The organism is Caulobacter sp. Root343 (assembly GCF_001425745.1).
Classification (GTDB): Bacteria; Pseudomonadota; Alphaproteobacteria; order Caulobacterales; family Caulobacteraceae; genus Caulobacter.
The window spans coordinates 56,229-80,891 of the sequence record NZ_LMDF01000002.1 but is presented as its reverse complement, the minus strand read 5'-3'; the positions used below and the strand labels follow the sequence as shown (position 1 = coordinate 80,891).

General features: G+C 67.9%; 30 protein-coding genes. 19 read left to right on the top strand and 11 right to left on the bottom strand.

Going from position 1 to position 24,663, the window contains the following annotated elements:
* Positions 1 to 3: 3 nt before the first annotated feature.
* The 8 genes from ASC70_RS02940 (at position 4) to ASC70_RS02905 (ending at position 6,367) form a co-directional block, all read left to right on the top strand.
* On the top strand, positions 4 to 942 hold the full coding sequence (locus ASC70_RS02940) for a ribose-phosphate pyrophosphokinase (protein WP_047403474.1): 939 nt from the start codon (positions 4 to 6) through the stop codon (positions 940 to 942).
* 287 nt (positions 943 to 1,229) lie between these two features.
* On the top strand, positions 1,230 to 2,294 hold the full coding sequence (locus tag ASC70_RS02935) for a hypothetical protein (protein ID WP_056046353.1): 1,065 nt from the start codon (positions 1,230 to 1,232) through the stop codon (positions 2,292 to 2,294).
* Between the two features lie 156 nt (positions 2,295 to 2,450).
* A complete protein-coding gene (locus ASC70_RS02930) occupies positions 2,451 to 3,047 on the top strand; it encodes a 50S ribosomal protein L25/general stress protein Ctc (RefSeq protein ID WP_056046352.1) in 597 nt (198 codons plus the stop codon).
* An 87-nt stretch (positions 3,048 to 3,134) separates the two neighbouring features.
* Positions 3,135 to 3,755 carry an aminoacyl-tRNA hydrolase gene (pth, locus tag ASC70_RS02925; RefSeq protein ID WP_056046350.1) on the top strand — a complete coding sequence of 207 codons (621 nt, stop codon included), beginning with the start codon at positions 3,135 to 3,137 and terminating at the stop codon, positions 3,753 to 3,755.
* A gap of 50 nt (positions 3,756 to 3,805) precedes the next feature.
* Positions 3,806 to 4,555, top strand: coding sequence for a tetratricopeptide repeat protein (locus tag ASC70_RS02920; RefSeq protein WP_056046348.1), 750 nt, complete (start codon positions 3,806 to 3,808; stop codon positions 4,553 to 4,555).
* Positions 4,556 to 4,612: 57 nt separating this feature from the next.
* Positions 4,613 to 5,215: a DUF2975 domain-containing protein gene (locus ASC70_RS02915; RefSeq protein ID WP_056046346.1), complete on the top strand. Its 603-nt coding sequence runs from the start codon at positions 4,613 to 4,615 to the stop codon at positions 5,213 to 5,215.
* Positions 5,215 to 5,463 carry a helix-turn-helix transcriptional regulator gene (locus tag ASC70_RS02910; RefSeq protein WP_047403465.1) on the top strand — a complete coding sequence of 83 codons (249 nt, stop codon included), beginning with the start codon at positions 5,215 to 5,217 and terminating at the stop codon, positions 5,461 to 5,463. Before ASC70_RS02915 ends, ASC70_RS02910 begins: the two co-directional genes overlap by 1 nt.
* Positions 5,464 to 5,488: 25 nt before the next feature.
* On the top strand, positions 5,489 to 6,367 hold the full coding sequence (locus tag ASC70_RS02905) for an alpha/beta fold hydrolase (protein WP_056046343.1): 879 nt from the start codon (positions 5,489 to 5,491) through the stop codon (positions 6,365 to 6,367).
* A gap of 59 nt (positions 6,368 to 6,426) precedes the next feature.
* On the opposite strand, the gene ASC70_RS02900 is transcribed toward ASC70_RS02905, so the two are convergent.
* Positions 6,427 to 6,762: a hypothetical protein gene (locus ASC70_RS02900; protein ID WP_056046342.1), complete on the bottom strand. Its 336-nt coding sequence runs from the start codon at positions 6,760 to 6,762 to the stop codon at positions 6,427 to 6,429.
* 139 nt (positions 6,763 to 6,901) lie between these two features.
* Here ASC70_RS02900 and ASC70_RS02895 point away from each other — a divergent pair, with 139 nt between their 5' ends.
* Positions 6,902 to 7,408, top strand: a complete 507-nt coding sequence (locus ASC70_RS02895; protein WP_056046339.1) for a hypothetical protein — start codon at positions 6,902 to 6,904, stop codon at positions 7,406 to 7,408.
* Between the two features lie 31 nt (positions 7,409 to 7,439).
* On the opposite strand, the gene ASC70_RS02890 is transcribed toward ASC70_RS02895, so the two are convergent.
* Positions 7,440 to 8,270 carry a pirin family protein gene (locus ASC70_RS02890; protein ID WP_056046338.1) on the bottom strand — a complete coding sequence of 277 codons (831 nt, stop codon included), beginning with the start codon at positions 8,268 to 8,270 and terminating at the stop codon, positions 7,440 to 7,442.
* Between the two features lie 141 nt (positions 8,271 to 8,411).
* Between ASC70_RS02890 and ychF the strand changes: the two genes are divergently transcribed.
* The 4 genes from ychF to ASC70_RS02870 all read left to right on the top strand — a co-directional run bounded on the left by ychF (position 8,412) and on the right by ASC70_RS02870 (position 11,485).
* Entirely contained in the window at positions 8,412 to 9,512 is a 1,101-nt protein-coding gene (gene ychF / locus ASC70_RS02885; protein ID WP_047403460.1) for a redox-regulated ATPase YchF, read from the top strand.
* Positions 9,513 to 9,575: 63 nt separating this feature from the next.
* A complete protein-coding gene (locus ASC70_RS02880) occupies positions 9,576 to 10,256 on the top strand; it encodes a dienelactone hydrolase family protein (RefSeq protein ID WP_056046336.1) in 681 nt (226 codons plus the stop codon).
* Position 10,257: 1 nt separating this feature from the next.
* Entirely contained in the window at positions 10,258 to 10,935 is a 678-nt protein-coding gene (locus ASC70_RS02875) for a dienelactone hydrolase family protein (protein WP_056046335.1), read from the top strand.
* A gap of 31 nt (positions 10,936 to 10,966) precedes the next feature.
* Complete coding sequence (locus ASC70_RS02870) at positions 10,967 to 11,485, top strand: histidine phosphatase family protein (protein ID WP_056046333.1); 519 nt, start codon at positions 10,967 to 10,969, stop codon at positions 11,483 to 11,485.
* Between the two features lie 8 nt (positions 11,486 to 11,493).
* Here ASC70_RS02870 and ASC70_RS02865 read toward each other — a convergent pair whose 3' ends face one another.
* The gene (locus tag ASC70_RS02865; RefSeq protein ID WP_056046332.1) at positions 11,494 to 12,069 is read right to left on the bottom strand and encodes a hypothetical protein; all 576 of its coding nucleotides are present in this window, start codon (positions 12,067 to 12,069) and stop codon (positions 11,494 to 11,496) included.
* A 142-nt stretch (positions 12,070 to 12,211) separates the two neighbouring features.
* On the opposite strand from ASC70_RS02865, the gene ASC70_RS02860 reads away from it, so the two are divergent.
* Together ASC70_RS02860 and ASC70_RS02855 are read left to right on the top strand one after the other, a co-directional pair.
* Positions 12,212 to 12,979 carry a hypothetical protein gene (locus ASC70_RS02860; RefSeq protein WP_056046330.1) on the top strand — a complete coding sequence of 256 codons (768 nt, stop codon included), beginning with the start codon at positions 12,212 to 12,214 and terminating at the stop codon, positions 12,977 to 12,979.
* Between the two features lie 163 nt (positions 12,980 to 13,142).
* A complete protein-coding gene (locus tag ASC70_RS02855; protein ID WP_056046329.1) occupies positions 13,143 to 13,613 on the top strand; it encodes a GNAT family N-acetyltransferase in 471 nt (156 codons plus the stop codon).
* A gap of 62 nt (positions 13,614 to 13,675) precedes the next feature.
* Here the strand turns inward: ASC70_RS02855 and ASC70_RS02850 are convergent, their stop codons facing one another.
* The 3 genes from ASC70_RS02850 to petA are packed head-to-tail and all read right to left on the bottom strand — an operon-like array spanning position 13,676 to position 16,379.
* Entirely contained in the window at positions 13,676 to 14,530 is an 855-nt protein-coding gene (locus ASC70_RS02850) for a cytochrome c1 (protein ID WP_056046327.1), read from the bottom strand.
* A 5-nt stretch (positions 14,531 to 14,535) separates the two neighbouring features.
* Positions 14,536 to 15,822, bottom strand: coding sequence for a cytochrome b N-terminal domain-containing protein (locus tag ASC70_RS02845; protein ID WP_056046326.1), 1,287 nt, complete (start codon positions 15,820 to 15,822; stop codon positions 14,536 to 14,538).
* A gap of 5 nt (positions 15,823 to 15,827) precedes the next feature.
* Positions 15,828 to 16,379, bottom strand: coding sequence for a ubiquinol-cytochrome c reductase iron-sulfur subunit (petA, locus tag ASC70_RS02840; protein ID WP_047403450.1), 552 nt, complete (start codon positions 16,377 to 16,379; stop codon positions 15,828 to 15,830).
* 204 nt (positions 16,380 to 16,583) lie between these two features.
* On the opposite strand from petA, the gene ASC70_RS02835 reads away from it, so the two are divergent.
* The gene (locus tag ASC70_RS02835; protein ID WP_056046324.1) at positions 16,584 to 17,042 is read left to right on the top strand and encodes a tRNA (cytidine(34)-2'-O)-methyltransferase; all 459 of its coding nucleotides are present in this window, start codon (positions 16,584 to 16,586) and stop codon (positions 17,040 to 17,042) included.
* 4 nt (positions 17,043 to 17,046) lie between these two features.
* On the opposite strand, the gene ASC70_RS02830 is transcribed toward ASC70_RS02835, so the two are convergent.
* A complete protein-coding gene (locus ASC70_RS02830) occupies positions 17,047 to 17,469 on the bottom strand; it encodes a hypothetical protein (protein WP_082009036.1) in 423 nt (140 codons plus the stop codon).
* Between the two features lie 99 nt (positions 17,470 to 17,568).
* On the bottom strand, positions 17,569 to 18,306 hold the full coding sequence (locus ASC70_RS02825) for a glycosyltransferase family 2 protein (RefSeq protein WP_047403753.1): 738 nt from the start codon (positions 18,304 to 18,306) through the stop codon (positions 17,569 to 17,571).
* 56 nt (positions 18,307 to 18,362) lie between these two features.
* Here ASC70_RS02825 and ASC70_RS02820 point away from each other — a divergent pair, with 56 nt between their 5' ends.
* Genes ASC70_RS02820 through ASC70_RS02810 form a run of 3 tightly spaced genes read left to right on the top strand, consistent with a single transcriptional unit; the run spans position 18,363 to position 21,321 of the window.
* A complete protein-coding gene (locus tag ASC70_RS02820; protein WP_056046322.1) occupies positions 18,363 to 20,063 on the top strand; it encodes a glycosyltransferase family 39 protein in 1,701 nt (566 codons plus the stop codon).
* Positions 20,060 to 20,959 (top strand): hydroxymethylglutaryl-CoA lyase, encoded by a 900-nt coding sequence (locus ASC70_RS02815; RefSeq protein WP_056046319.1) that lies wholly within the window; start codon positions 20,060 to 20,062, stop codon positions 20,957 to 20,959. Before ASC70_RS02820 ends, ASC70_RS02815 begins: the two co-directional genes overlap by 4 nt.
* Positions 20,956 to 21,321 (top strand): hypothetical protein, encoded by a 366-nt coding sequence (locus ASC70_RS02810; RefSeq protein WP_056046318.1) that lies wholly within the window; start codon positions 20,956 to 20,958, stop codon positions 21,319 to 21,321. The genes ASC70_RS02815 and ASC70_RS02810 overlap by 4 nt, the downstream gene beginning before the upstream one ends.
* Positions 21,322 to 21,505: 184 nt before the next feature.
* Here the strand turns inward: ASC70_RS02810 and ASC70_RS02805 are convergent, their stop codons facing one another.
* Genes ASC70_RS02805 through yidD form a run of 3 tightly spaced genes read right to left on the bottom strand, consistent with a single transcriptional unit; the run spans position 21,506 to position 24,662 of the window.
* A complete protein-coding gene (locus ASC70_RS02805) occupies positions 21,506 to 22,432 on the bottom strand; it encodes a glycosyltransferase family 2 protein (RefSeq protein WP_047403441.1) in 927 nt (308 codons plus the stop codon).
* Positions 22,432 to 24,411: a threonine--tRNA ligase gene (gene thrS, locus ASC70_RS02800; protein WP_056046316.1), complete on the bottom strand. Its 1,980-nt coding sequence runs from the start codon at positions 24,409 to 24,411 to the stop codon at positions 22,432 to 22,434. The genes ASC70_RS02805 and thrS overlap by 1 nt, the downstream gene beginning before the upstream one ends.
* Complete coding sequence (gene yidD / locus ASC70_RS24290; protein WP_082009035.1) at positions 24,408 to 24,662, bottom strand: membrane protein insertion efficiency factor YidD; 255 nt, start codon at positions 24,660 to 24,662, stop codon at positions 24,408 to 24,410. The genes thrS and yidD overlap by 4 nt, the downstream gene beginning before the upstream one ends.
* Position 24,663: the final 1 nt, after the last annotated feature.

The following is a 24,663-nucleotide window of genomic DNA, read 5'->3' as shown; positions in this document are numbered from 1 at the left end:
CCCATGAAGCTGCTGTCCGGCAACTCGAACCGCCCGCTGTCCCAGGCGATCGCGGAATATCTCGACATGCCGCTGACCCGCGCCCAGGTGCGCCGGTTCGCCGACCTCGAGGTGTTCGTCACCATCGACGAGAATGTGCGGGGCGAGGACGTCTTCGTCATCCAGTCGACCAGCTACCCGGCCAACGACAACCTGATGGAGCTGTTGATCTGCATCGACGCCTTGAAGCGCGCGTCGGGCAAGCGGATCACCGCGGTGCTGCCCTATTTCGGCTATGCCCGCCAGGACCGGAAGACCGGCGGCCGCACGCCGATCTCGGCCAAGCTGGTCGCCAACCTGATCACCCGCTCGGGCGCCGACCGGGTCCTGACGATGGATCTGCACGCCGGCCAGATCCAGGGCTTCTTCGACATCCCGACCGACAACCTGCTGCCCTCGCGCCTGCTGGCCGACGACGTGCGCCGCCACTACGCCATGGGCGACGACCTGATGGTCGTGTCGCCGGACGTCGGCGGCGTGGTCCGGGCCCGCGCCTTGGCCAAGCGCCTGAACGACGCCGACCTGGCCATCGTCGACAAGCGCCGCTCGGGCCCCGGCCAGTCGGAAGTCATGAACATCATCGGCGACGTCAAGGATCGCCGCTGCATCCTGTTCGACGACATCGCCGACTCGGCCGGCACCCTGTGCAACGCCGCCCAGGCCCTGATGGCCCACGGCGCCAAGTCGGTCAGCGCCTACATCACCCACGGCGTGCTGTCGGGCGCGGCGGTCGACCGCGTCGCCAACTCGGTCCTGACCGAGCTGGTGGTCACCGACTCGATCGAAGCCTCGGACCCGGCCAAGGCCTGCGCCAAGATCCGCTACATCTCGTGCGCCCCGCTGATCGGCGAAGCCATCCGCCGCATCGCCAACGAAGAGTCGGTGTCGAAGCTGTTCGACTGAGCCTCTTCCGACCTTCCCGGCGAAAGCCGGGATTCAGATCCCAGGCGCCTGGACTGATTGGAAAAGCTCGGCGTTCCCGGAACCCATCCCAGCGCTCTTCCAGCTGGGCCCCGGCCTTCGCCGGGGACGTCGGGATATTGGGATGTTCCTATCCCCAAACTCGCCTCCCGCACGGCTCCGCTTGTAAAAGTCTGGTTAACGGGGCGACAGTCACAATGTCGCCTGCCAGGGCTGCTATGCGCGCCGCCCAAACCTGCAGGCCAAGACTGATGGGGAAGTTTTCGATTATGCGCTCCTTTTCGCGTACGCGGGTCGTCCTGACGACGACCATCGTGGCGCTGACCGCGATGATCGCGGCCTGTAGCTCCCCGCCGCCTCCGCCGCCGCCCGTCGTGCAGGCCCCGCCGCCGCCGCCGCCGATCACCCTGTCGTCCACCGTCGTCGAGCGCGCCAGCGCCTTCCGCGGCTACATGGCCCGGGCCGGCGCGGTGTCGCCGACCTTCCAGAACGGCGAGCAGATCCAGGCTTCGCTGAAGCTGGGCGCGGCCTACGAAACCAAGTCATTCATGAATGGCGCGGTGGCCTACGCCGCCGTCCTGGCCCTGCAGGACCCCACCTTCGTCGCCTCGGTGCGCGAGGTCGCGGCCAACCCGACCCAGCGCCAGGAGATGATCAACAACATCTTCTCCAACCCCTCGTACGCCGCCGTGTTCAAGGGCTCGGACAGCGCCGCCGGCCTGATCATCGACACGATCGGCGGCGACGGCCTGAAGGTCTACATGGCCGGCAAGGCCGTGAAGCAAGCCGCCTACGACGTGCAGCGCTCGTCCTGGTCGAAGGCGACCGTGGTCGATCGTGACGGCCGCCTGGCCGCGGCCAAGAGCCTGTCGACGACGCCGGCCCTGGCCGAGAGCGCCGACGTGGCCGTGCTGCAGCAGGCCTCGACGGGCGGGCAGTCGCTGGGCCTGACGCCCCGCGCGGCCACTGCTCCGTATCAGCCGGTCGTGATCCGCGGCCTGGCCGTGGCCGCCCTGGCGGCCCTGGGCGCGGCCGGCGACAGCAACCTCAGCTACCTCGACGCGATCAGCAACGACCCGGGCACGGCCAACTGCCTGAACATGAGCAAGCTGAACCTCTACCAGTGCCTGGCGGTGTCGAAGCCCCACTACGAAGACGTGTTCTGCCTGGGTCAGCACATCCTGATCGACACCGGCGCCTGCATGGTCAAGGCCGCCGGCGCCAGCCTGCCCCCCGAACCGCCGCCGCCGCCGAAGCTCGAGCCGGTCGCGACCAAGAAGACGGTGGCCAAGAAGACCACCACCAAGAAGAAGTCGCCCGCCAAGAAGGGCTGACGTCCGCTCAAATCGAGCCGAAAGGGCTGGGCGTTGCATCGCCCGGCCCTTTTGTGTATGTAGCGCGACCCCAAAAAGGCGTCGTCGGGCCAGGCAATCCAGCCTTGTGCGATGAGCCCCCTTCGAGAGCGTCCGGCTCTCCCGAAAGAAATTGCTATGGTCGAGATCATTCTGAACGTTGAAGTCCGTGATGGCGTCGGCACCGGCCCGGCCCGCGCCGTCCGTCGCGAAGGCAAGATCCCCGGCGTCCTGTACGGCGGCGGCAAGCCCCCCGTCGGCATCGCCGTCAGGGCCAACGAATTCCGCAAGTCGCTGTACACCGGCAAGCTGCTGGGCCACCTGGTGACCCTGCAACACGGCGACGAAAAGCAATCGGTCATCGCCAAGGCCGTGCAATTCCACCCCGTCACCGACGAGCCGGTCCACTTCGACCTGTACCGCGTCGACGAGCACCAACTGATCAAGATCGAAGTGCCGGTGCACTTCAAGAACCACGAAACCTCGGTCGGCCTGAAGAAGGGCGGCACGCTGGAAGTGATCCGTCACACCGTCGAGCTGGCCTGCCCGGCCGACAAGATCCCGGAAGAGCTGGTCATCGACCTGGCCGACCACGACATCGGCGACGTGATCCGCATCTCGGAAATCAAGCTGCCGGAAGGCGTGAAGCCGGCCATGGACCGCGACTTCGTGATCGCCAACGTCAAGGCTTCGTCGGCCGCCCAGTCGGACGCCGGCGACACCACCGAAGGCTAATCCGCTCGGTCTTCGGATCGAACTGTTTTACGGAACGGGCGGGCCTTCGGGTCCGCCCGTTTTCGTTGGTCTCTTGAGAATTCCGCGATGCTGATCCTCGCCGGCTTGGGCAATCCCGAGCCCAAGTACGAGAAGAACCGCCACAACGTCGGCTTCATGGCGGTCGACGCCCTGGCGCGGAAGTGGGGCACGGCCCCGTGGCGCGCCCGCTTCCAAGGCTTGGCCTGCGAGGGCCAAGTCTCGACGCCGGACGGCCCGGTCAAGCTGCTGCTGCTCAAGCCCAAGACCTATTACAACGAGAGCGGCCGCGCGGTGGGCGAGGCGATGAAGTTCTTCAAGCTGGCGCCGTCGGACGTCATCGTCTTCCACGACGAGATCGACATGGCCCCCGGCCGCTTCCGCATGAAGGCGGGCGGCGGGGCGGCGGGCAACAACGGGATCCGTTCGGTGACCAGCCAGGTCGGCGACGCCTTCCGCCGCGGCCGCATCGGCGTGGGCCATCCCGGCCACAAGGACGCGGTCATGCACTATGTGCTGGGCGACTTCCACAAGGTCGAGCACCAGTGGCTGGACCCGATGCTGGACGCCCTGGCCGACGCCCTGCCTTTCGCCGCCGCCGGCGACGACGAGCGCTACCAGGCCGAGGTTCTGCGCCTGGCTCCCGCGCCGAAGGCCGATCCGCGCAAGCCGGCCAAATCGGAAGATTGACGACCGGGCCCGGGCGCGTGAAACACCGAACGTAGAGTCCGGGGTTCCAGATGTTCTCGCTGCCGCTGCCGCTGATCGGCCTGTCGTTCCTGATCGCCATCGCCCTGTGCGTCCACGTCGTGCGCACCGGCCAGCAGATGTACTGGCTGTGGATCATCCTGGCGTTCCAGCCGATCGGCGGGATCGTCTATTTCGTGGCCATCATCGCGCCGGCCTGGTTCGGCGGCCGCACGGCCCAGAAGATGGGCCAAGCCGCGCGCAAGGCGCTGGACCCGCAGCGCGAGTACCGCGAGGCCGCCCGCGCCGTCGATGACGCCCCCACCGTGGCCAACCGCGTCCGCCTGGCGCTCGCCGCCACCGAGCTGGGCAAGCACGCCGAGGCCGAGGCCCTCTACGCCGACAGCCTGACGGGCATGTACGCCGACGACGCCCAGCTGCTGCTGGGCCGGGCCAACGCCCTGATCGAGCTGAACCGCCCGGCCGAGGCCCTGCCGCTGCTGGAAAAACTGGGCGAGCAGCCCAACGCCGGCCGCACGCCCCACATCATGCTGGCCCTGGGCCGCGTCTACCACGCCTTGGGCCGCGAGGAGCAGGCCGAGACCGCCTTGGCCTGGGCCGCCGATCACTATCCCGGCTTCGAGGGCATCGCCCGCTACACGGTGTTCCTGGCCCGCATGGGCCGCAAGGACGAGGCGCGCGCCCAGCTGACCGAGATCGACAAGCGCCTCTCCAAGACCCACAGTCACTTCCGCAAGGAAGCCAAGGGCTGGCGGGACTTCGCGGCGGCGGCGGTGAATTGATCCATATCGATTGACAGAAACTTTTTTCTGTCGGAACTTGGCGTCAGGAGAGACGCCATGGCCACCGTGCTGCATTTGAAGCCGCTCTATCGCGCGCCAATCGCGCCGCCGGAGAGCCGCGCCCAGCGCCGCGTGCGCCTGGGCAGCCGCGCCGCCGTCTGGCTGTTCACCGGTCTCTGCGCCCTATCGGCCCTGATCCTGGTCACCGCGATCGCGACCATGCTGTTCTACAAGGGTGAGCTGGTCCGGATCGGTCCCGACAACTGCTACATCGGCGAAGGCCCGCCCAACTCGGTGGCGTTCGGCTCGCTGCCCCTGGTCCATCGGCTGGTCTATGTCCTGGTGGGGGTCGCGAGAGCCACGCCGATCCTGATGATCTTCTGGAGCCTGCGGGCGCTGTTCGCCGGCTACGCCCGGGGCGAGGTGTTCTCGCCGGACGCCGCCCGGCGCTTCGGACGGGTCGGGGCCTGGCTGTGCGCCTACGCCGTCTCGCCCTTCCTGTGCCACCTCTTCCTGGCGGCCACCGGCTACGAGATCGACAAGAACTGGGCCCACATGGCCAGCCTGCAGGCTTTCGTCCTGGGGCTTCTGGTCTTCGTCGTCGGCCAGGTCATGCAGGTCGGCCGCGAGATCGAGGAAGACCGCGAGGCCTTCGTCTGATGCCTATCGTCCTGCGCCTCGACGTGATGCTGGCCCGCCGCAAGGTGCGCTCCAACGTGCTGGCCCGCGCCATCGGAATCACCGACGCCAACCTATCCCTGCTCAAGTCCGGCAAGGTGAAGGGGGTCAAGCTCGAGACCCTGGACGCCATCTGCGACTTCCTGGACTGCCAGCCAGGCGACATTCTCGAATACCAGCCCGAGCAGCCGCCCGACACGGCGGAACAGGACATCAAACGCGCCGGCTGACGGCGCCCTTTACCGGAGACAAGCCATGAAACTTTCAACGCCCGTCCGGGCGATCGCGGCCGGCTGCCTGCTGCTCTGGGCGAGCCTGGCTCAGGCCCAGACCTTCGTCGAAGTGGAAGGCGGCAAGATCGCCTACGAGACCTGCGGCGAGAGCCCGAAGGCCATCGTGCTGCTGCACGACGGCATCCTGCACGGCGCGGCCTATGACGACGTCTGGCCGCTGCTGTGCCAGCGCTTCAAGGTCGTGCGCTACGACCGGCGCGGCTATGGCGCGACGCCGGCGGCCACGGCGCCGTTCGCCTCGGTCGACGACCTCGCGGCCGTGATGAAGGCGGCGGGGATCGCGCACGCCACCCTGGTCGGCTCGTCGGCGGGCAGCGGCATCGCCGTCGACTTCGCCCTGACCCATCCGGACGCCGTCGATGGCCTCGTCCTGGCCGGCCCGTGGGTCAGCGGCTTCAAGCCCTCGGCCGGCTTCATCGCTCGCGGCCTCAAGCTGGCGATCCTGATCAAGAGCGGTAATCTGGAGGGGGCGGTGAAGGATCCGTACATCCTGACCAAGTCCGCCGACGCCGAGCGCGCCCGCGTCGTCGCCCTGCTGAAGGCCAATCCACAGAACCTCGGCGGCGCCGGCCGCAACCTGGAACGCGCTGGTCCGGAAGCCCGCCCGCGCCTCGCCGAGATCCGCGTCCCGACCCTGGTGCTGGTCGGCGAGGTCGACATCAAGGACGTCTTCGACCAGGCCCAGGCGGTCGCGGCGGCCGTGCCCGGCGCCAAGCTGGAGACCGTCCCGGCGACGGGGCACTTCATGTATCTGGAACGGCCGAAGGACTTCGCCGAGCGGGTGGAACGTTTCACGGATCAGGAGGGCGCCCTCGATCAGACGCGCCCGAAGGCCGACTAGGGGGCGGAGGTCGTAACTCGCTCAAGGTCCGCGTTCGGCCCTTAGCGGACGCCAGATTGTCAGGATGAGCGGAAGCCGATCCAGAATTGGGCCAACCAGCGGCTCGCGGCGATGAGGCAAAACGTTGCCGCCAAGAGCCAGACAAGATCGATCGAGCTCCAGACCACGACCGCGAGTGGCTCAGTCTCGAACTTCGCCCAGCGACTTGGCGACCCGAAGCGGGCCCCAAGCACGAAGATCGATCCTCGCGCCAGCAATGAGAAGGCGTTCCAGGCGCACCAGGCGACCGAAGCGGCGCTGATGGCGAGAACGATTAGCCATTCAAGCCACCCAAAACGCATATAGGCGTACAGTGGCTTGGGCCATTTCATGCGGAATTTTGCGTCGGAGTTCATACGGCGCGGTCTTCGATCTTTACCGACCGTATTCTCCCAGACGGCAGCTTCCCACCCAAAGCGGCCCTCGCAGTTGCGGAGCTTCGCCAGCCCCCGTTATGGTGGCGCTTATCGCCGTCTGCTGCGGCTAGGAGGCGGGATGCGTCAGGCGTCTATCGCATTGATAATGTCGCTTCTGGCGAGCTCAGCGTTCGCGCAAACCGATGCGTCGATCGCTGCCCGCGCGAAGACAATCGAGCGTCTGCAGCTTGCCGGAATGAACGCCGCCACGCTGCCGCTCTGTGAGGTGGCTGGCTATGTAATCGATCTGGATGGGCGAGACGATTACATGCGAGAAGAGGCTGAGCTAGCAATGGGCGACGGCTTCGCCGAGGATCAGGCCTATTCCTATTTCATCTCAGGACTAAAAGGCCAAAACACTCGCGACGTGTCTACCCTTTCGCGCGCAACCCAACTGGCGCGAGCCGGCGACAAACCAGGCGCGGCTTCCGTGGTGCGGCCATTCGTCGATCAGATTGTTGATCGCTGCGATCTGCTGGCTAGCCGAAGTGAGACACGACGCTTCTTCACCCTCGCCCCACTAAATGGCGCTGTCGCCCGCCGGACCGCGCTGAAGTACTACGGCGTCGCGGACAAAGCGAAATAGCCCGCCACCCCCTTACCACCCTAAGCCGCCCTCAGAACCGCCCGCTCCGGAAATCCTCGAACGCCCGCACCAGCTCTTCCCGTGAGTTCATCACGAAAGGGCCGTGCCAGAACACCGGCTCGCCGATCGGGCGGCCGGCCAGCAGCAGCAGGCGCGCGTCGGTGACCGCCTCGACCGCCACCGTGTCGCCGCCGCCCAGGAACACGCCTGACAGCGCGTCGATGGTTTCGCCGGCCACGCGGACCTGGCCTTCATAGACCGCCAGCATGGCGTTGCGGTCGTCGCCCACGGGCTCCTCGAACCGCGTCCCGGCCGGCAGGACCACGTCGAAATAGAGGGCGTCGACCGCGCCGCCGCCGATCGGGCCGGCGGTCCCGCCTTCCGTCACGCCGGAGATCGCCTTGACCGAGACGCCGCCGTCGCGCGCCTCGACCGGGATCGCGTCGCTCTCGAACTCGGAATAGCCGGGCGCGCTCATCTTCAGTTTGGCGGGCAGGTTCACCCATAGCTGGAAGCCGCGCATCCGGCCTTCGGCCTGCTCGGGCATTTCGGAGTGGACGATGCCCTTGCCGGCCCGCATCCACTGGACGCCGCCCGGCCCGATCACGCCTTCGCGGCCGGTGTTGTCGCGGTGCCGCATCCGGCCTTCCAGCATGTAGGTCACGGTCTCGAAGCCGCGATGCGGATGGTCGGGGAAGCCGCCCATGTAGTCGGACGCCTGGTCGTTGTCGAAGCAGTCCAGCATCAGGAACGGGTCGAACATCTGGGCCTCGGCCGTGCCCAGCATCCGGGTCAGGCGCACGCCGTCGCCGTCCGAGGCGGGCTGGCCCTTCACGATCTTCACGACGGGTCGAACGCTCATGGGGAGCTCCTTTCGGGCCTTTGATATCTGATCTGGTTGCAGTTCGCGCAAGCCCCCCTCGCCGCCTGGGCCGCCCTGGCCGGTTCGCCTTTCCCGGCCATCCGTGCTAATCGCCCGCCCAACGAAATTCACGAGAGTTCCATGGCCCTGAAAGTCGCCATCGTCGGCCTGCCCAACGTCGGCAAGTCCACCCTGTTCAACGCGCTGACCCAGACGGCGTCGGCCCAGGCGGCCAACTATCCGTTCTGCACGATCGAGCCCAACACCGGCGAAGTCGCGGTGCCCGAGCCGCGCCTGGACGCCCTGGCCAAGATCGCCGGCTCCAAGGAAATCATTCCGGCCCGGATCACCTTCGTCGACATCGCCGGCCTGGTGCGCGGCGCGAGCAAGGGCGAAGGCCTGGGCAACCAGTTCCTGGCCAACATCCGCGACTGCGACGCCGTCGCCTTCGTGGCCCGCTGCTTCGAGGACGGCGACATCGTCCACGTCGAGGGCCGCATCGACCCGATCAGCGATCTCGAGATCATCGAGATGGAGCTGATGCTGGCCGACCTGGAAAGCCTGGAAAAGCGCGTTCCCGCCCTGGAGAAGCGCGCCAAGGTCGGCGCCGACAAGGAAAGCGCCAACACCCTACGCCTGGCCAATATCGCCCTGGCCCTGCTGCGCGAAGGCCGTCCGGCCCGCGCCGCCAAGATCGACGCCGACGACGAGAAGGCCTGGCACATGCTGCAGCTGCTGACCTCGCTGCCGGCCCTCTATGTCTGCAACGTCGACGAGGGCTCTGCGGACAAGGGCAACAAGTACAGCGACCTGGTCGCCGAACGCGCCGCCAAGGACAACGCCAAGGCCGTGGTCATCTCGGCTCAGATCGAGAGCGAGATCGCCCTGCTGGACGCCGAGGAGCGGACCGAGTTCCTCGAAACCCTCGGGCTGGAAGAGCCGGGCCTGAACCGCCTGATCCGTGAAGCCTACAAGCTGCTGAACCTGCAGACCTATTTCACGGTCGGCCCCAAGGAAGCCCGCGCCTGGACCATCCACGTCGGCGACACCGGCCCGCAGGCGGCCGGCGTCATCCACACCGATTTCGAGAAGGGCTATATCCGCGCCGAGACCATCGCCTTCGACGATTTCGTCAAGCTGGGCGGCGAGAACGGCGCCAAGGAGGCCGGCAAGATGCGGGCCGAGGGCAAGGACTACGTCGTCAAGGACGGCGACGTGATGCACTTCCGCTTCAACGTCTAAGACGTCAAAACAGCAGCGGCCGGAGCGGAAACGCCCCGGCCGTTTCCGATTTGGGACGACGCCATGGCCGAGACCATCACCCTGACCGCCGCGCATGACGGCTTTGCCTTCACCGCCCTGCACGCCCGGGCGGAGGGAGCCCGCAGGGGCGCGGTCATCGTGATCCAGGAGATCTTCGGCCTGGACAGCTATGTGCGCGAGGACCTGGCCCGTTGGGCCGCGCGCGGCTTCGAAGTGGTCGCCCCATCGATGTTCGACCGCGGCCAGAAGGGCTTCACCGCCGAGCATGACGAGGCCGGTTTCGCGCGCGGCCGCGAACTGGCGCTGGCCAATGGGCCGGACAACGCCCTGGGCGACATCCAGGCCTGTATCGATTTCCTGAAGCCGCGCGGGCCGGTGTTCGTGGTCGGCTACTGCTACGGCGGCACCATGACCTGGCTGGCGGCCTCGCGTTGCGAGGGCCTGTCGGCGGCGGCCAGCTATTACGGCGGCCAGGTGGTCGGCATGGCCAAGTTCGCTCTCGCCGCTCCGGTCATCGTCCATCTGGGCCGCAAGGACCCCCACATTCCGGCCGATACGGTCAAGGCCGCCATCCAGGCCGCCCACCCCGAGGTTCCGGTGCACATCTACGAGGCCAGCGGTCACGGCTTCAACAACGACGGCCGGCCCGAGTCCGACCTGGCCGACGCCGAGCTGGCCCGTCAGCGCACGGTCGAGTTCTTCGCCGCCCACGGAGCTGTCTGAGATGGGTGAGCGCATCGCCCTGGCCGATCGCGACGGCGCGCCGTTCGCCGCCTATCACGCCCCCGCGCAAGAGGCCCGGCGCGGCGGTATCGTCATGCTGCACGCCATCTGGGGCGTCACCCCGCACATCCGCGCGCTGGCCGACACCTTGGCCGAGCAAGGCTATGAGGTGATCGCCCCCAGCCTGATGGACGCGGCCGACGCCGACTTCCCGAGCGTCGACCTGCAACCCGAAATCCTCGACGCGCGCATGGCCATGGGCAAGCTGACCAGCTGGGGGGCGTCCACCCTGCCCCGGGTCCAGGCCGCCATCGACGCGCTGGCGGGGCCGGTGTTCGCCATGGGCTTCTGCTACGGCGGCACGACGGCCTGGCTGGCGGCCTGCCGCTGCGAAGGGCTGCAAGCGGTGTCGGCCTTCTACGGCGGCGACATCGTCGGCTATCGCGACGAGACGCCCAAGGTCCCGACCATCCTGCACTTCGGCAAGACCGACGCCCTGATCCCGATGCCCGACGTCGAGGCCATCCGCGACGCCCATCCGGACCTGCCGATCTATCTCTATGACGCCGGCCACGCGTTCGTCGCGCCCAGCGGCCACCATGCCGACAGCGCCCGGCTGGCGCTGCTGCGCACCCTGCAGCTTTTCCAGCGCTCCGGCGGCGGCAAGGGCGAAGCTTGAGGATAGGCGGCGGGCCGCCTACGGTCGGCGGATGATCCGCTCACTGACCGCCGTCGCCCTGTCGTTCTCGCTGGCCGCCACGCCGGCGCTGGCCCAGACCGTGGTGATCGTCCGCCACGGCGAGAAGGTGTCGCCCAACGGTGATCCCGACCTCTCGCCGACGGGCCAGGCGCGCGCCCGGGCGCTGGCCGCCAGCCTCGCCGGCGCCAAGGTCTCGATGGTGCTGGCCACCCCTCTGAAGCGCACGCAGCAGACCGGTCAGCCGACCGCCGACGCGGCGGGCGTAAAGGTCGTCCCGATCGCCCTGGACGGCGGAACCGCGGCCCACGCCCAGCGCGTGGCCGAGGCCGCCCGCAAGGCGCCGATCGACGCCACCGTGCTGATCGTCGGCCACAGCAATACGTTCACCGACATCGCCCGCGCCCTCGGCGATCCCGCGCCCGAGACACTGACCGACTGCGAGTACGACCACATGACGATCATTCAGCTGGGCGGCGCGGCGCCCAAGGTGGTCCACGCCCGCTATGGCGCGGCCACGCAGGCCTGCTGAGCGGACGGCTATTTCGGCGGGATCGCCCCCGCCGTCGGCCAGGCGCTGTCGCCGAGACGCTTGAGGTTCATCTCGAAGAACTGGACCGGCGGGCGGCCGTCCATCACCCGCTCGCCGATCTCGCGCCAGGCGCCGTCCTTGATCACGGCGGTGTAGCGGATGGTCATCGGCCCGGCCGGCACCTCCCAGACATAGCCGTCGGCGGTCGGCGTCAGCTTGAAGTCGCCGGCCTGACCCATGGCGTAGGTGTGAAAGGCGTAGGCGCCGGTCGAGGGCTCGTACGAGACCACCCCGAAGGCGTTGAAGCCGGTCGTGCCGTCGGCGTTGTAGCCGCGCCCCTCGACCACCTTGATCGAACCGCCCAGCAGCGGGCCGATCCGTTCGGCCTGGGTGACCTCGTGCCTGCCGGTCGGCGTCACGGTCCAGGCCGGGCCGCGCCAGACGCCATCCATCACCGCAAGCTTCTTCATCGCCTCGGCCTGGGCGGCGATGCGCGGGCCGGGATCGGGGGGCGTCTGGGCGGATGCGGCGCCGGCGCAAGCGGCGAAGGCGAGCGCCGCGATGGCGAGCAGTTTTCGGGTCATGGCGGTCCTCCCGGGACGTCGCTTCCCGTCCGAGGAAGTCATCATGACTTTGCTTTGCAAAGTTCTTGTCGTCAATGGCGTCAAGTACCGGCGTTTGTCGAGAGCCGTCGCGCAACCGTCACGGCTGAGCTAGGGTCTCGCCATGCGTCGCCGCGTTCCGTTCCTGGCCCTGTCGCTGACCCTGATCCTCGCCGGCGCGGCGCGGGCGGGCGAGACGGCGTGCTGGTTCGAGAACGGCGCCATCATCGCCCCGGCGGTGATCGCCGACATGGCCGGCGACTATGTCATCGACCTCTCGGCCCCGCGCACCCTGCTGCACGAGACCCGGGCTCAGATGGCCGGAATCATCGAGCCCGAGCTGACCCTGTCCGTGGAAGTCGCCGGCCTGAAGGCGCCGGCGGTGTCGGTGAAGGTCGCCGATCTCGACGCGCGGGGCGCGGGCTTCGTCACCCCGATCGCCGGGGTGATCGGCATGGACGTGCTGGCCGGTCACAGCGTCGAGATCGACTTCGCCGCCTGCCGCGTGCGCATCGACCAGGCTTGGCGGGCGCGCCGGCAAGTCGTTCTGCCGGTCGTGGTGGTCGACGGCCTGCCGACGATCGAAGCGGCCGTCAGCGACGGTCCCACGGCGCTGCGCGGAGCCTTCGCCATCGACACGGCGTCCCTGGCCATGGCGCGGCTCTCGACGCGCGGGGCGGCGGCGACGGGAAAGCTGGACCTGACCGCGCGCCACAAGGCTCCGGCCCACCTGCGGGCCCTGTCGATCGGCGGCGTGCTGGCCGAGAACGTCCCCGCCAGCCTGGCCGACGACCTGCCCGAGGGCGTGGCCGGAACCCTGGGCACGGGCTTCTGGGCGCGGCACCGTCTGCGCCTGGCCGCCGACGCGCGGACGCTGTCGGTCGCGCCCTGAGCTTGCGGCCTCGCGGCCGAGCTCGTATGGCTGGAGCCTAGCCGCAGGAGAGCGCCTTTGATCGTCGTCGCCCACCGTCACAGCCGCCGTCGCGGCGACGCCTGACGCCGCCGCTCGGCCTTCCGCGCTGATCCCAGCGCGTTTCCCACAGCCGAGACTATTGATGCTTATCGAAGCCAAGAACGAAGACTTCGCCGCCCTGTTGCGCGGCGAGGCCCCTGCTCCCCTGCGCCTGTGCGACAGCCCGGTGGCGCCGCCCGAAGTGCTGGCCATGCTGGCCGAGATCGCCGACGAGATCGGCGGCGTGTTCAGCCCCGCCGCCTGGATGATGGTCGAGGACGGCGAGATCGTCGGCCTGATCTCGCCCACCCGGCCGCTGGACGCCGAGGACCGGTCTCTGCACATCGGCTATGGCGTTGCCCCGACGCGGCAAGGACGAGGCGCGGCCACCCGCGCCGTCGCCGACCTCGCCGCCTGGGCCAAGCACGACCCACGGGTCAACGCCCTGACGGCCGAGACCTCGGTCGACAACCCCGCCTCGCAGGCGGTGCTCAGCCGCAACGGCTTCCAGGTCGTGGGCGAACGCGTCGACGATGAGGACGGGCCGGTGATCTGCTGGCGGCTGGAGGTGTAGCCGACAAAGAAAAAGGGCCCGGTGTTTCCACCGGGCCCTTCGAACTTCAGCGCTGAGCAGGCTCAGTGCGACTCGTTGCGCCACACCGTCTTGTAGCTGGCGAACAGCAGGCCCGAGAGCAGCAGCAGGTAGAGGATCACGGCGAAGCCGGTCTGCTTGCGCTCTTCCAGCTTGGGCTCGGCGGCCCACATCAGGAAGGCCGACACGTCCTTGGCCTCTTGGTCCAGGGTCGACTTGGTGCCGTCGTCGAAGGTCACCAAGCCGTCCTTCAGCGGCGGGGCCATGGCGATGAAGCCGCCCGGCGGAACGTGCTCGTGCGAGCCCGACCAGGCCGACGTCAGGTCGCCCGGGAAGTACTCGTTGTAGTGGCCGCCGGTCGGAACCTTCAGGCCGGCGGGCGGGGTCTTGTAGCCCGTCACCACCGAATAGATGTGGGCCGGGCCTTCTTCGCGGGCCTTGGCCAGCAGCGACATGTCCGGCGGCAGGGCGCCGCCGTTGCTGGCGCGGGCCGCGGCTTCGTTGGCGAAGGGCGACGGGAAGTGGTCGGCGCCGGTGGCCGGACGCTTGATGGCGTCGCCGGTCTCGCTATCGATATCGCCGATCTCGTAGTCTTTGGCGATCGCCTTGACCCACGGGTTGTCGTTCGAGTTCGGGTACTTCTCGTTATAGAACGGAGCGCCCTTGTCGCCGAGGTTGCGGAACGCCACCAGCTTCAGCGAGTGGCAGGCCGAGCAGACCTCGCGATAGACCTTGAAGCCGCGTTGCAGCTGGGCCTGGTCGAACTTGCCGAACGGGCCTTCGAACGACCAGTGGACATCCTTGGCTTCCTTGGCGCCGCCGTTGGCCAGGGCGGGACCGGCGACGCCGACCGTCAGGAGACCGACCGCCGCCGCGAGGACCGAAAGTTTGCGGAGCATCGGGATCAACCCTTATGAGCGTCGGCCGACAGGGCCGGCGAAGCGATCGAGTCCGGAACCGGCAGGGTCTTTTCGACCAGGCCCAGGACCGGCAGCACGATCAGGAAGAAAGCGAAGTAGTAGAGGGCGGCGATGCGCGACAGCCACACGAAGCTGTTCAGGTCCGAGCCCATCAGCTGGAACGTGGTCAGGTGCGGGATCACCGGATCGTCGGGCAGCTTGGCGCCGCAGACGCCCAGGATGCACGAGGCCACCAGGAAGAACACGAAGTAGATCTTCGCGGTCGGGCGGTAGCGCATCGAGCGCACCTTCGAGGTGTCCAGCCACGGCAGGGCGAACAGGCAGGCGATGGCGCCGAACATGGCCAGCACGCCCATCAGCTTGTCCGGCACGGCGCGCAGGATCGCGTAGAACGGCAGGAAGTACCATTCCGGAACGATGTGCGACGGCGTCACCAGCGGGTTGGCCTCGATGTAGTTGTCGGCGTGGCCCAGGGCGTTCGGCATGTAGAAGACGAAGAAGGCGAAGAGGATCAGGAAGACGCTCATCGCGAAGCCGTCCTTCACCGTCGCGTACGGCGTGAAGGGCAGGACATCGGCCTTCGACTTCGGCTCGACGCCGGTCGGGTTGTTCTGGCCCACCACGTGCAGCGCCCAGATGTGCAGGATCACGACACCCGCGATCATGAACGGCAGCAGATAGTGCAGCGAGAAGAAGCGGTTCAGGGTCGGATTGTCGACCGCGAAGCCGCCCCACAGCCAGGTGGTGATGCTCTCGCCGACCAGCGGCAGGGCGCCGAACAGGTTGGTGATGACGACGGCGCCGTGGAACGACATCTGGCCCCAGGGCAGGACGTAGCCCATGAAGGCGGTGGCCATCATCAGCAGATAGATCACGCAGCCCAGCAGCCACAGCACTTCGCGGGGCGCCTTGTAGGAGCCGTAGTACAGGCCGCGCAGCATGTGGATATAGACGGCGATGAAGAACATCGACGCGCCGTTGGCGTGCATGTAGCGGATCAGCCAGCCGTAGTTCACGTCGCGCATGATGTGCTCGACCGACGCGAAGGCGCCTTGGGCGCTCGGCGTGTAGTGCATCACCAGGATGATGCCGGTGATCAGCTGCGAGGCCAGGCACAGCGACAGGATGCCGCCGAAGGTCCACCAGTAGTTCAGGTTGCGCGGGGTGGGATAGTCGACGAACGAGTCGTAGCCCAGACGCACGATCGGCAGACGGGCGTCGAGCCAGCGCTCGAAACCGGTCTTGGGTTGATAGGTCGAATGTCCGCTCATCTCGCTTAGCCGATCTTGACCTTGGTGTCGGTGAGGAAGGCGTATTCCGGAACCACCAGGTTCTTGGGCGCGGGGCCCTTACGGATACGACCCGAGGTGTCATAGACCGAGCCGTGGCAAGGGCAGAACCAGCCGCCGTACTCGCCGCCGCCGAAGGTCGGGACGCAGCCGAGGTGGGTGCAGTTGCCACCGACGATCAGCCATTGGGCCTTGCCCGGCTTCACGCGCTGGGCGTCGGTTTCCGGGTCCTTCAGCGCCGCGTGGTCGTCGGCCACGGCCTTGGCGATCTCGGCCTTGGTCCGGTTGCGCACGAACAGCGGCTTGCCGCGCCACTTGATCGTGACCTGCTGGCCTTCGGCGACCTTGGTCAGATCGAACTCGGTCGAGGCCAGAGCCCGCGTGTCGGCGGAGGGGTTCATCTGGTCGATGAACGGCCACACCAGGGTCGCGGCGCCGCCAGCGGCGGCCGCGATCGCGGCGATGTGAATGAAGTCGCGCCGGGAGGGATCGCTCCCGTGTTCCGGCTCGGTCGTTGCGCCCACGGCGGTGTCGGCCACCTTACGTCACCCTTTTATTCCGCCGGACCGCGGAAGCGGCCGACTTGGAGAAGCGTCTTTCGACGCCATATCTTGCTCGACCCGCAAGCGGATCTCCGCCACAAGGCAGCGGTCGGATCGTCGTATCGGACGCGCGGACCAAGTCCGCAAGCCCTTTCGATTCGCGGCAAAGCCCCTGCTGCCCTTGTGGTTGGTTCGCTTATTATGCGTATCGCACTTTTTCAACCAGGCATTCCCCAAAACGTCGGGGCGGCCATCCGGCTTTCGGCCTGTTTCGACGTCGGCCTAGACGTCATCGAGCCCTGCAGTTTTCCGTTGGACGACAAGAGCTTGAAGCGCGCGGCCCTCGACTATGGGCCCCTCGCGAGGCTGAAACGCCACGACAGCTGGGCGTCATTCCTTAAGGCGCCGGAGCGCGTTGACGGGCGCCTGCTGCTGTTCACGACCAAGGGCGCCACGCCCTTCCACCGGTTTTCGTTCGAACCCGGCGATACGCTGCTGTTCGGCAACGAGAGCCGAGGGGCGCCGGACGAGGTCCACGCCGCGGCCCAGGGCCGCATCGTCATCCCGATCATGCCGGAGGCGCGGTCGATGAACCTGGCCACCACGGCGGCCATGGCCTTGGGCGAAGCGCTGCGGCAGACCGGCGGCTTTCCGGGCTGAGCCCTCAGTGGTCCCCGAAATCCACGTCGCGACGCGCCGCGACGATGGTGACGATGAAGCCGGCCAGCACGTCCAGCAGCACCATCAAGGTGACCAGGAAGAAGGTCGAGGTGGCGAAGGCCGGGAACAGCAGGAACTCGACCAGGCACAGGATGAACAGCACCATCGACAGCGAATGGTTGATGATCGCGATCCGGCGGCTGGTGGTCGACTTCAGGAGCTCGACGAACAGCACGACCAGCGACGCCGCCAGCAGCAGGTCGCCCAGGCTGACCGCCCACTCGGCCCGCGAGGTCATGTGGATGGTGAACAGCTTGTCGGTCATGCGGACGCTGGCGTCCATGGCGCGGAAACCACCGGCCAGGGTCAAGGCGACCAGATTGTAGATGATGACCGGCAAGGCCAGCAGCGGAACCGCGGCGAACATTGAGCTTCCCCCCATTTTGGCTTGAGCTAGCAGTCTCATGCCACGGTTAAGGCGTAGCGGTAATTTTGGCTTCGGTGAAGCGACCGCAACCGGCGGGCGCTACGCTTCGTCCACGCCTTGGGGATTGCGGGCCCGCGACTGCAGCCACATCACGCCCAACAGATCCGAGATCGAGGCCTTCAAGCGGCCGAAGTTGGTGTATTTCGACACCCCGGTCTCGCGGTGGCGATGGTTCACCGGCTGGAAGTCGACGTCGTAACCCTCGCGCAGCATCAGCGCCGGGATGTAGCGGTGGATGTGATCGAAGTACGGCAGGCGCAGGAAGGCCTCGCGCCGGAACGCCTTGAGCCCGCAGCCGGTGTCGTTGGCCGTGTCCTTCAGCAGCCGCTTGCGCACGCCGTTGCCGAACTTGGAGGCGAAGCGCTTGGCGTTGCTGTCCTGGCGCTTGACCCGCTCACCGCCGACCAGGGCCAGGTTGGCGGGCCCGGCTAGCAGCGCCTTGGCCAGGCGCGGGGCGTCGGCCGGGTCGTTCTGGCCGTCGCCGTCCAGGGTGACGATGATCGGCCCGCGCGCGGCCAGGATGCCGCTGCGCACGGCGCGGCTCTGGCCCGAGTTCTTGCGGTGGCCCAGCACGCGCAGCTGCGGAATCTCGGCCTTCAAGGCGATCAGCTGGGCCTTGGTGTCGTCGCGACTGGCGTCGTCGACGAAGATCATCTCATAGGCCTCGCCGGCGAACGCAGCGGCGATCTCGCGCGCCAGCTTCGGCGCGGCGCCGCCTTCGTCGAAGACGGGCACAACGATGGAAAAGTCAGGAATAGAAGCGGCGGGCGAAGTCATCGCCTCCTCATACAGCAAAAGTCGCCTCCCGGAAGGATCGTGCTATTTCAGGGTTCATGACGCTTGAATCTCGCCTGGATGACTGGAGCCGCGGGTGGCGCGGCCCTCTGTTCGCCGCGCTGGTGGCCCTGATCGCCGGCCTGCCCGGCCTGTTCGCCATGCCGCCGCTGGACCGCGACGAGTCGCGCTTCGCCCAGGCCACGGCCCAGATGCTGGAGACGGGCGACTACGTCGTCATCAAGTTCCAGGACCAGCCGCGCTTCAAGAAGCCGGTCGGCATCCACTGGCTGCAGGCCGCCAGCGTCAAGCTGTTCTCCGACGCCGAGGACCGCCGGATCTGGGCCTATCGCATTCCCTCGCTACTGGGGGCCATGCTGGCGGCGGCCGCCTGCGCCTGGGGCGCGGCGGCGCTGTTCGATCCGCGCACCGGCCTGCTCGCCGGCTCGATCCTGGGCGCGACCTTCCTGCTGTCGTCCGAAGCCTTCATCGCCAAGACCGACGCGGCCCTGTGCGGGACCACGACCCTGGCCATGGCCGCCCTGGCCCGCATCTACGCCGCGCATCTGAAGGGCGAGACCTCGAACCGGTGGACCAAGTTCGCCTTCTGGATCGGCCTGTCGGTCGCCGCCCTGATCAAGGGGCCCGTCGGGCTCATGGTCGCGATCTTCGCCCTGATCGGGCTGGCGATCTGCGACCGCAAGGCCGGCTGGATGAAGGACCTGGGCTGGACCTGGGGCCTGATCCTGTTCGCCGCCGTCGTCCTGCCGTGGGCGATGATGATCACCGTGGCCACCGACGGCGCCTTCTGGGGCGCGGCGGTGGGCGGCGACCTGGCTCCCAAGCTGGCCGGCGGCCAGGAAGGCCATGCCGGGCCGTTCGGCTATCACGCGCTGCTGGCCCCGCTGCTGTCGTTCCCGGCCACCCTGCTTCTGCCAGCTGGCCTGGTAGTCGGCTGGACCAAGCGGAACGAGCCCGGCGTGCGCTTCGCCGTCTGCTGGCTGGTCCCGACCTGGCTGATGTTCGAGATCCTGCCGACCAAGCTGGTCCACTACGCCCTGCCCGCCTACGGGGCGCTGGCCATGCTGATGGCCGCCGCGGTGCGCGAGCCGCTGGGCAAGCTGGTCCGCTGGATCGGCGCGGGATTGTCGGTGTTCATCGGCCTCGTCCTGGCCGGCGTGGCGGTCTACGGCCTCAAGGCGTTCGGCGGCCGGGGCGACGCGGCCTGGGCCGTGCTGGCCGCTCTGCTGGCGCTGGGCGCGGGCGTCGCGGGCGCGGTCTTGCTGCTGCGCCACCATTCGGCCCGCGCCCTGATCACCGCCGGCGCCCTGGGCATCGGGGCCCATGTCGCCCTGACCGCCGGCCTGCTGCCGCGCCTGGAGCCGCTGTTCCTGTCCAAGGACGTCGCCGACGCCCTGGACAGCGCCAAGCTGTCGCCGCGCTCGGGCGCCGCGGGGCCCGTGGCGGTCACGGGCTATTCCGAGCCCAGCCTGATCTTCCAGCTGGGCACGGCCACCGAACTGACCGACGGCGAAGGCGCCGCCCAGGCGATCCTCGAAGGCCGTCCCGCCGTGGTCGAGGGCCGCGAGGAAAAGCCGTTCCGCGCCGCCCTGGCCCAGCAGGGCCTCACGCCACACCCCGCCGCGGTGATCCAGGGACTGAACTATTCCGACGGCGACCAGGAGCGGCTGACGCTCTATCGCGGCGAGCCCCCGATACCCTCGTCGGATGACACGGATTCCACGGAGTCTCAGCGATGAGCCGCTTCATCCAGATCGTCGAGGTCGGGCCGCGCGACGGCCTGCAGAACGAGAAGCTGGCCCTGTCGGTCGAGGACAGGCTGGACCTGATCCGCAAGCTGGAAGCCTGCGGCGCCAAGCGCACCGAGGTGGTGTCGTTCGTCAATCCCAACCGCGTGCCGCAGATGGCCGGCGCGGAGGAGATCATGGCGGCGCTGCCTCCCGACCTCGAGCACTCGCGGATCGGGCTTGTCTTGAACATGCGCGGCTGGGAGCGTTGCGTCGCGGCCGGCTGCGACGAGGCCAATGTCGTGGTTTGCGCTTCGGACGGCTTCGCCACCCGCAACCAGGGCTCCACCGTGCGCCAGCAGGTCGAGACCCTGGCCGCCGTCGTCGAGCGCCAGGGGACCGAGGGCGGCCCGCCGATCACCATGACCCTGTCGGTGGCCTTCGGCGACCCGTTCGACGGCGAGGTGTCGGAGGACCAGGTCGTGGCCATCGTCCGCGAGGCCGCGGCGTTGGGCGTGCCGGAAATCGCCCTGGGCGACACCATCGGCGTCGCCGATCCATGGACCGTCCGCCGACGGATCGAGGCCGTGCGCGCCGCGGCTCCCGACGCGCGCCTGCGCATGCACTTCCACGACACCCGCAATACGGGCCTGGCCAACGCCTATGCCAGCGTCGAGGCGGGGATCGACGTGCTGGACGCCTCGGTCGGCGGCCTGGGCGGCTGTCCGTTCGCGCCGAACGCCACCGGCAACATCGGCACGGAAGACCTAGTCTACATGCTGGAACGGGCCGGCTTCGAGACCGGTTTCGACCTGGCGGCCCTGATCGAGACGGGCCGCGCGATCAGCGCCAAGCTGGGCAAGGCTCCTGCTTCGTCCCTGGCCCGCGCCGGAGGTTTCCCCGCATGATCCGCTTGGCCGCCGTCGCCGTCCTCGCGTTGAGCGCCTGCGCGGCCGCGCCGGTGTCGCAAGCCGAGCCGCCCCGCTGCGATGTCACCCTCAAGTTCGCCAGCTACGGCGCGGGGATCGACCGCGAGCTGGCCGACAAGGTCGCCGTGGCCGTGAAGGCCGACCGCGACATCGCCCGCTCCGAACGCAAGCCGTGGGGGCGCGAAGGCGAGTTCGACCAATGCCTGACCGCCAAGCCGGGCCGTGATGCGAAGGCGATGTACGAACGCTATCGGGCGATCCTGCCGGCCAGGACCCTGAAGGCCCCGACCTCGATCGAAGGGCCGGATGGGCTGAGGGCGGAGACGATCGGGCCGATGTGACGGGTATCTGTCCCTCTCCCCTTGCGGGAGAGGGTGGCCCGCGAAGCGGGTCGGGTGAGGGGTCGAAGATGGGATCCGCCGCGACGGCGTTCAGGTCTGGGCGCCAAGCCGACAGGACGATCGACCCCTCATCCGTCGGCTCCGCCGACACCTTCTCCCGCAAGGGGAGAAGGAAGCAAAATCCCTAGATCGGCCGCCCGGTCAGCTTCCACAGCAGCGGGCGACACACCGACATCAGCATGATCGCGGGCGCCAGCAGGACCGCGGCGGCGAACAGCTGCAGCGAATCGGCGCGCTTGATGAAGTAGCGGGTCAGGCCCACGCCCTTGTGGAACTCGACCTTGACCGGATGTTCCAGGCTGGTGTGACCGAGGTGGACGACCTGGGCCTTGGGTTGGAACAGCACCTTGCCGCCGGCGCGGCGGGCGCGCCAGCAGAGGTCGATGTCCTCGACATGCAGGAAATAGCCCTCGTCGAAGCCGCTCAGGGCCTCGAAGTCGCAACGGCGCATGGCGAAACAGGCGCCGGAGATGGTCGGCATCGGCACGGGCCCGCGCGGCACGGGCTCGTTCTCGCGATGGATCTCGAAACCGGCCAGCTTGGGATAGCGGCGGGTCAGCTGGCCGAAGCTGAGCACGGTGCTGATCGGCGTGACCTCGCCGCGACGCCCGCCGCGCTGCTCGGAGCCGTCGACGTTCAGCACCCGCGCGCCCACGATGGTCGGCGTTGGCTGGCCCCTGAAGGCCGTGACCAGGGCCGCCACGCAGCCGGGCTGCAGGTTGGCGTCGGGGTTGAGGAAGACGATGTATTCACCGCCGCCCGTGCTGGCGCCCATGTTGGCGGCGCGGGCGAAGCCGATGTTGCCGTGGCCCTGCTTGAGCACGACGCGCGGCTCGGTCAGGGCCAGCGAGCGCAGCATGTCCTCGTCCTGCGGCGAGGAGCCGTTGTCGATGATGATGAACTCGTCGACCAGGGGCTCGGCCAGCACGTGCTTGATGCTCTGGGCCAGCGCCTCTCCCGTCCGATAGACGACCATGACCACGGACACGTTCGGATGAGCCGGACGGGCGCCCACGGCAAGGGTCGAAGCGGACGGGAGAATGCTGTTCATCAGGCGGTCGCGGCCTCGACAACGGGATTGGCCGCCGCGCGCGAACGCGCGACGTCGGGCGGCGTGGCGTCGGCGCCCAAGACCCGGAGCGCCTCCTCCAGCGGCAGGATGTTCTGGCCCTCGCCGCCGAGGCGACGAAGGGCCAACTGCCCCGTTTCTGCTTCCTTACGTCCGACCACCGCGATCACTGGCACCTTTGCGAGGCTGTGCTCGCGAATCTTGTAGTTAATCTTTTCATTACGCAGATCGACCTCCGCGCGCATCCCCATTCTGGTCAATCTCTCGACGACCTCGCGGGCGTATTCGTCGGCGTCGGACGTGATCGTGGCCACCACCACCTGCGTTGGCGCCAGCCATACTGGCAAGGCGCCCGCGAAGTTTTCCAACAGGATGCCGATGAAACGCTCGAAGGACCCCAAGATCGCTCGGTGAAGCATCACCGGACGCTTTTTTGAACCGTCCTCCGAAACGTACTCGGCGTCGAGTCGTTCCGGCAAAACGAAATCAAGTTGCAGCGTGCCGCATTGCCAAACTCGACCAATAGCGTCCTTCAGCGAGAACTCTAGCTTGGGGCCGTAGAAGGCGCCTTCACCTGGCTGAAGCACCAAGGTCTCGCCCGCTGCCTCGGCGGCGGCGGACAGAGCGGCCTCGGCCTTGTCCCAGACTTCGTCCGAGCCGGCGCGCAGTTCCGGACGCGTCGAGAACTTGGTGTCGGCCAGCGTCATGCCGAGGTCGTTATAGACCGAGCGCAACAGTTCGATGAACCGGGCGCTTTCCTCCGTGACCTGCTCTTCGCGACAGAAGATGTGCGCGTCGTCCTGCGTGAAGGCCCGCACCCGCATGATCCCGTGCATGGCGCCCGACGGCTCGTACCGGTGGCAGGCGCCGAACTCGGCCATCCGCAGCGGCAGCTCGCGATAGCTCTTCTGGCCGACATTGAAGATCTGGATGTGGCCGGGGCAGTTCATCGGCTTGACCGCCAGGATCTCGCCCTCGGCGCTCTCGCACATGAACATGGCGTGGCCGAACTTCTCGGCGTGGCCCGACTTCTCCCACAGGCTCTTGTCGAGGATCTGCGGCGTCTTCACTTCCTTGTAGCCGGCCGCGTCGAGGCGGCGGCGCATATAGTCTTCCAGCACGCGATAGAGCGCCCAGCCCTTGGCGTGCCAGAACACCATGCCCTTGCCCTCTTCCTGGATGTGGAAGAGGTCCATCGTCTTGCCCAGCTTGCGGTGATCGCGGCGTTCGGCTTCCTCGATGCGCTTCAGATGCGCTTCCAGGTCGGCTTCCGAGGCCCAGGCCGTGCCGTAGATGCGCTGCAGCTGGGCGTTGTTCTGGTCGCCGCGCCAATAGGCGCCGGCCAGCTTCGTCAGCTTGAACGCCTTGCCGACGTGCTTGGTCGACGGCAGGTGCGGGCCGCGGCACAGGTCTTTCCAATTGCCCTGGCGGTAGACGGTGATCGTGTCCGTGCCCGGCAGGTCACGGATGATCTGGGCCTTGTACTGCTCGCCGATGCCGTCGAAGTGCTTGATGGCCTCGTCGCGGTCCCAGACCTCGCGCGTGATCTTCTCGTCGCGGTCGACGATCTCCTTCATGCGCTTTTCGATCTTCTCCAGATCGTCCAGGCTGAACGGCTCGTCGCGGGCGAAGTCGTAATAGAAGCCGTCCTCGACGTTCGGGCCGATCGTCACCTGGGTGCCGGGAAAGAGCTCCTGCACGGCCTCGGCCAGCACGTGGGCCGTGTCGTGGCGGATGGTCTCGAGCGCCTCGGGCGCCTCGCGCGTCAGGATCTCGAACTTGCGCTCGCCCGTCAGCAGGTCCGGCGTCAGCGGCCGGTCCAGGTCGAGAACCTGACCGTCCAGCTTGATCAGCAGGGCCTTCTTTTCGAGCGATTTGGAGATGGCGGCGGCGACGTCGCGCCCGCTCGATCCGTCAGGGTACTGCCGGGAGGAGCCGTCGGGGAAAACCAGGTCGATCATTCTTCACATATCCACTTGCGTGGCTGGCGTCGCGGCGGCGGCGGGTCGTAGCCCGAACCCCCTAACGGATTGCAGCGGCAAATCCGTCGCAACGCCAACCAGGAACCCTTGAGCGGGCCATGATCCTTGAGGGCGGCGGCCGCGTACTCCGAACAGCTCGGCGCGAAGCGGCACTGACGCCCGATCAGAGGCGAGAGCGTCAACTTGTAGGCCCGGAGGCCAAGGTCGACGGTGCGGTCGTAGAAGGTCATG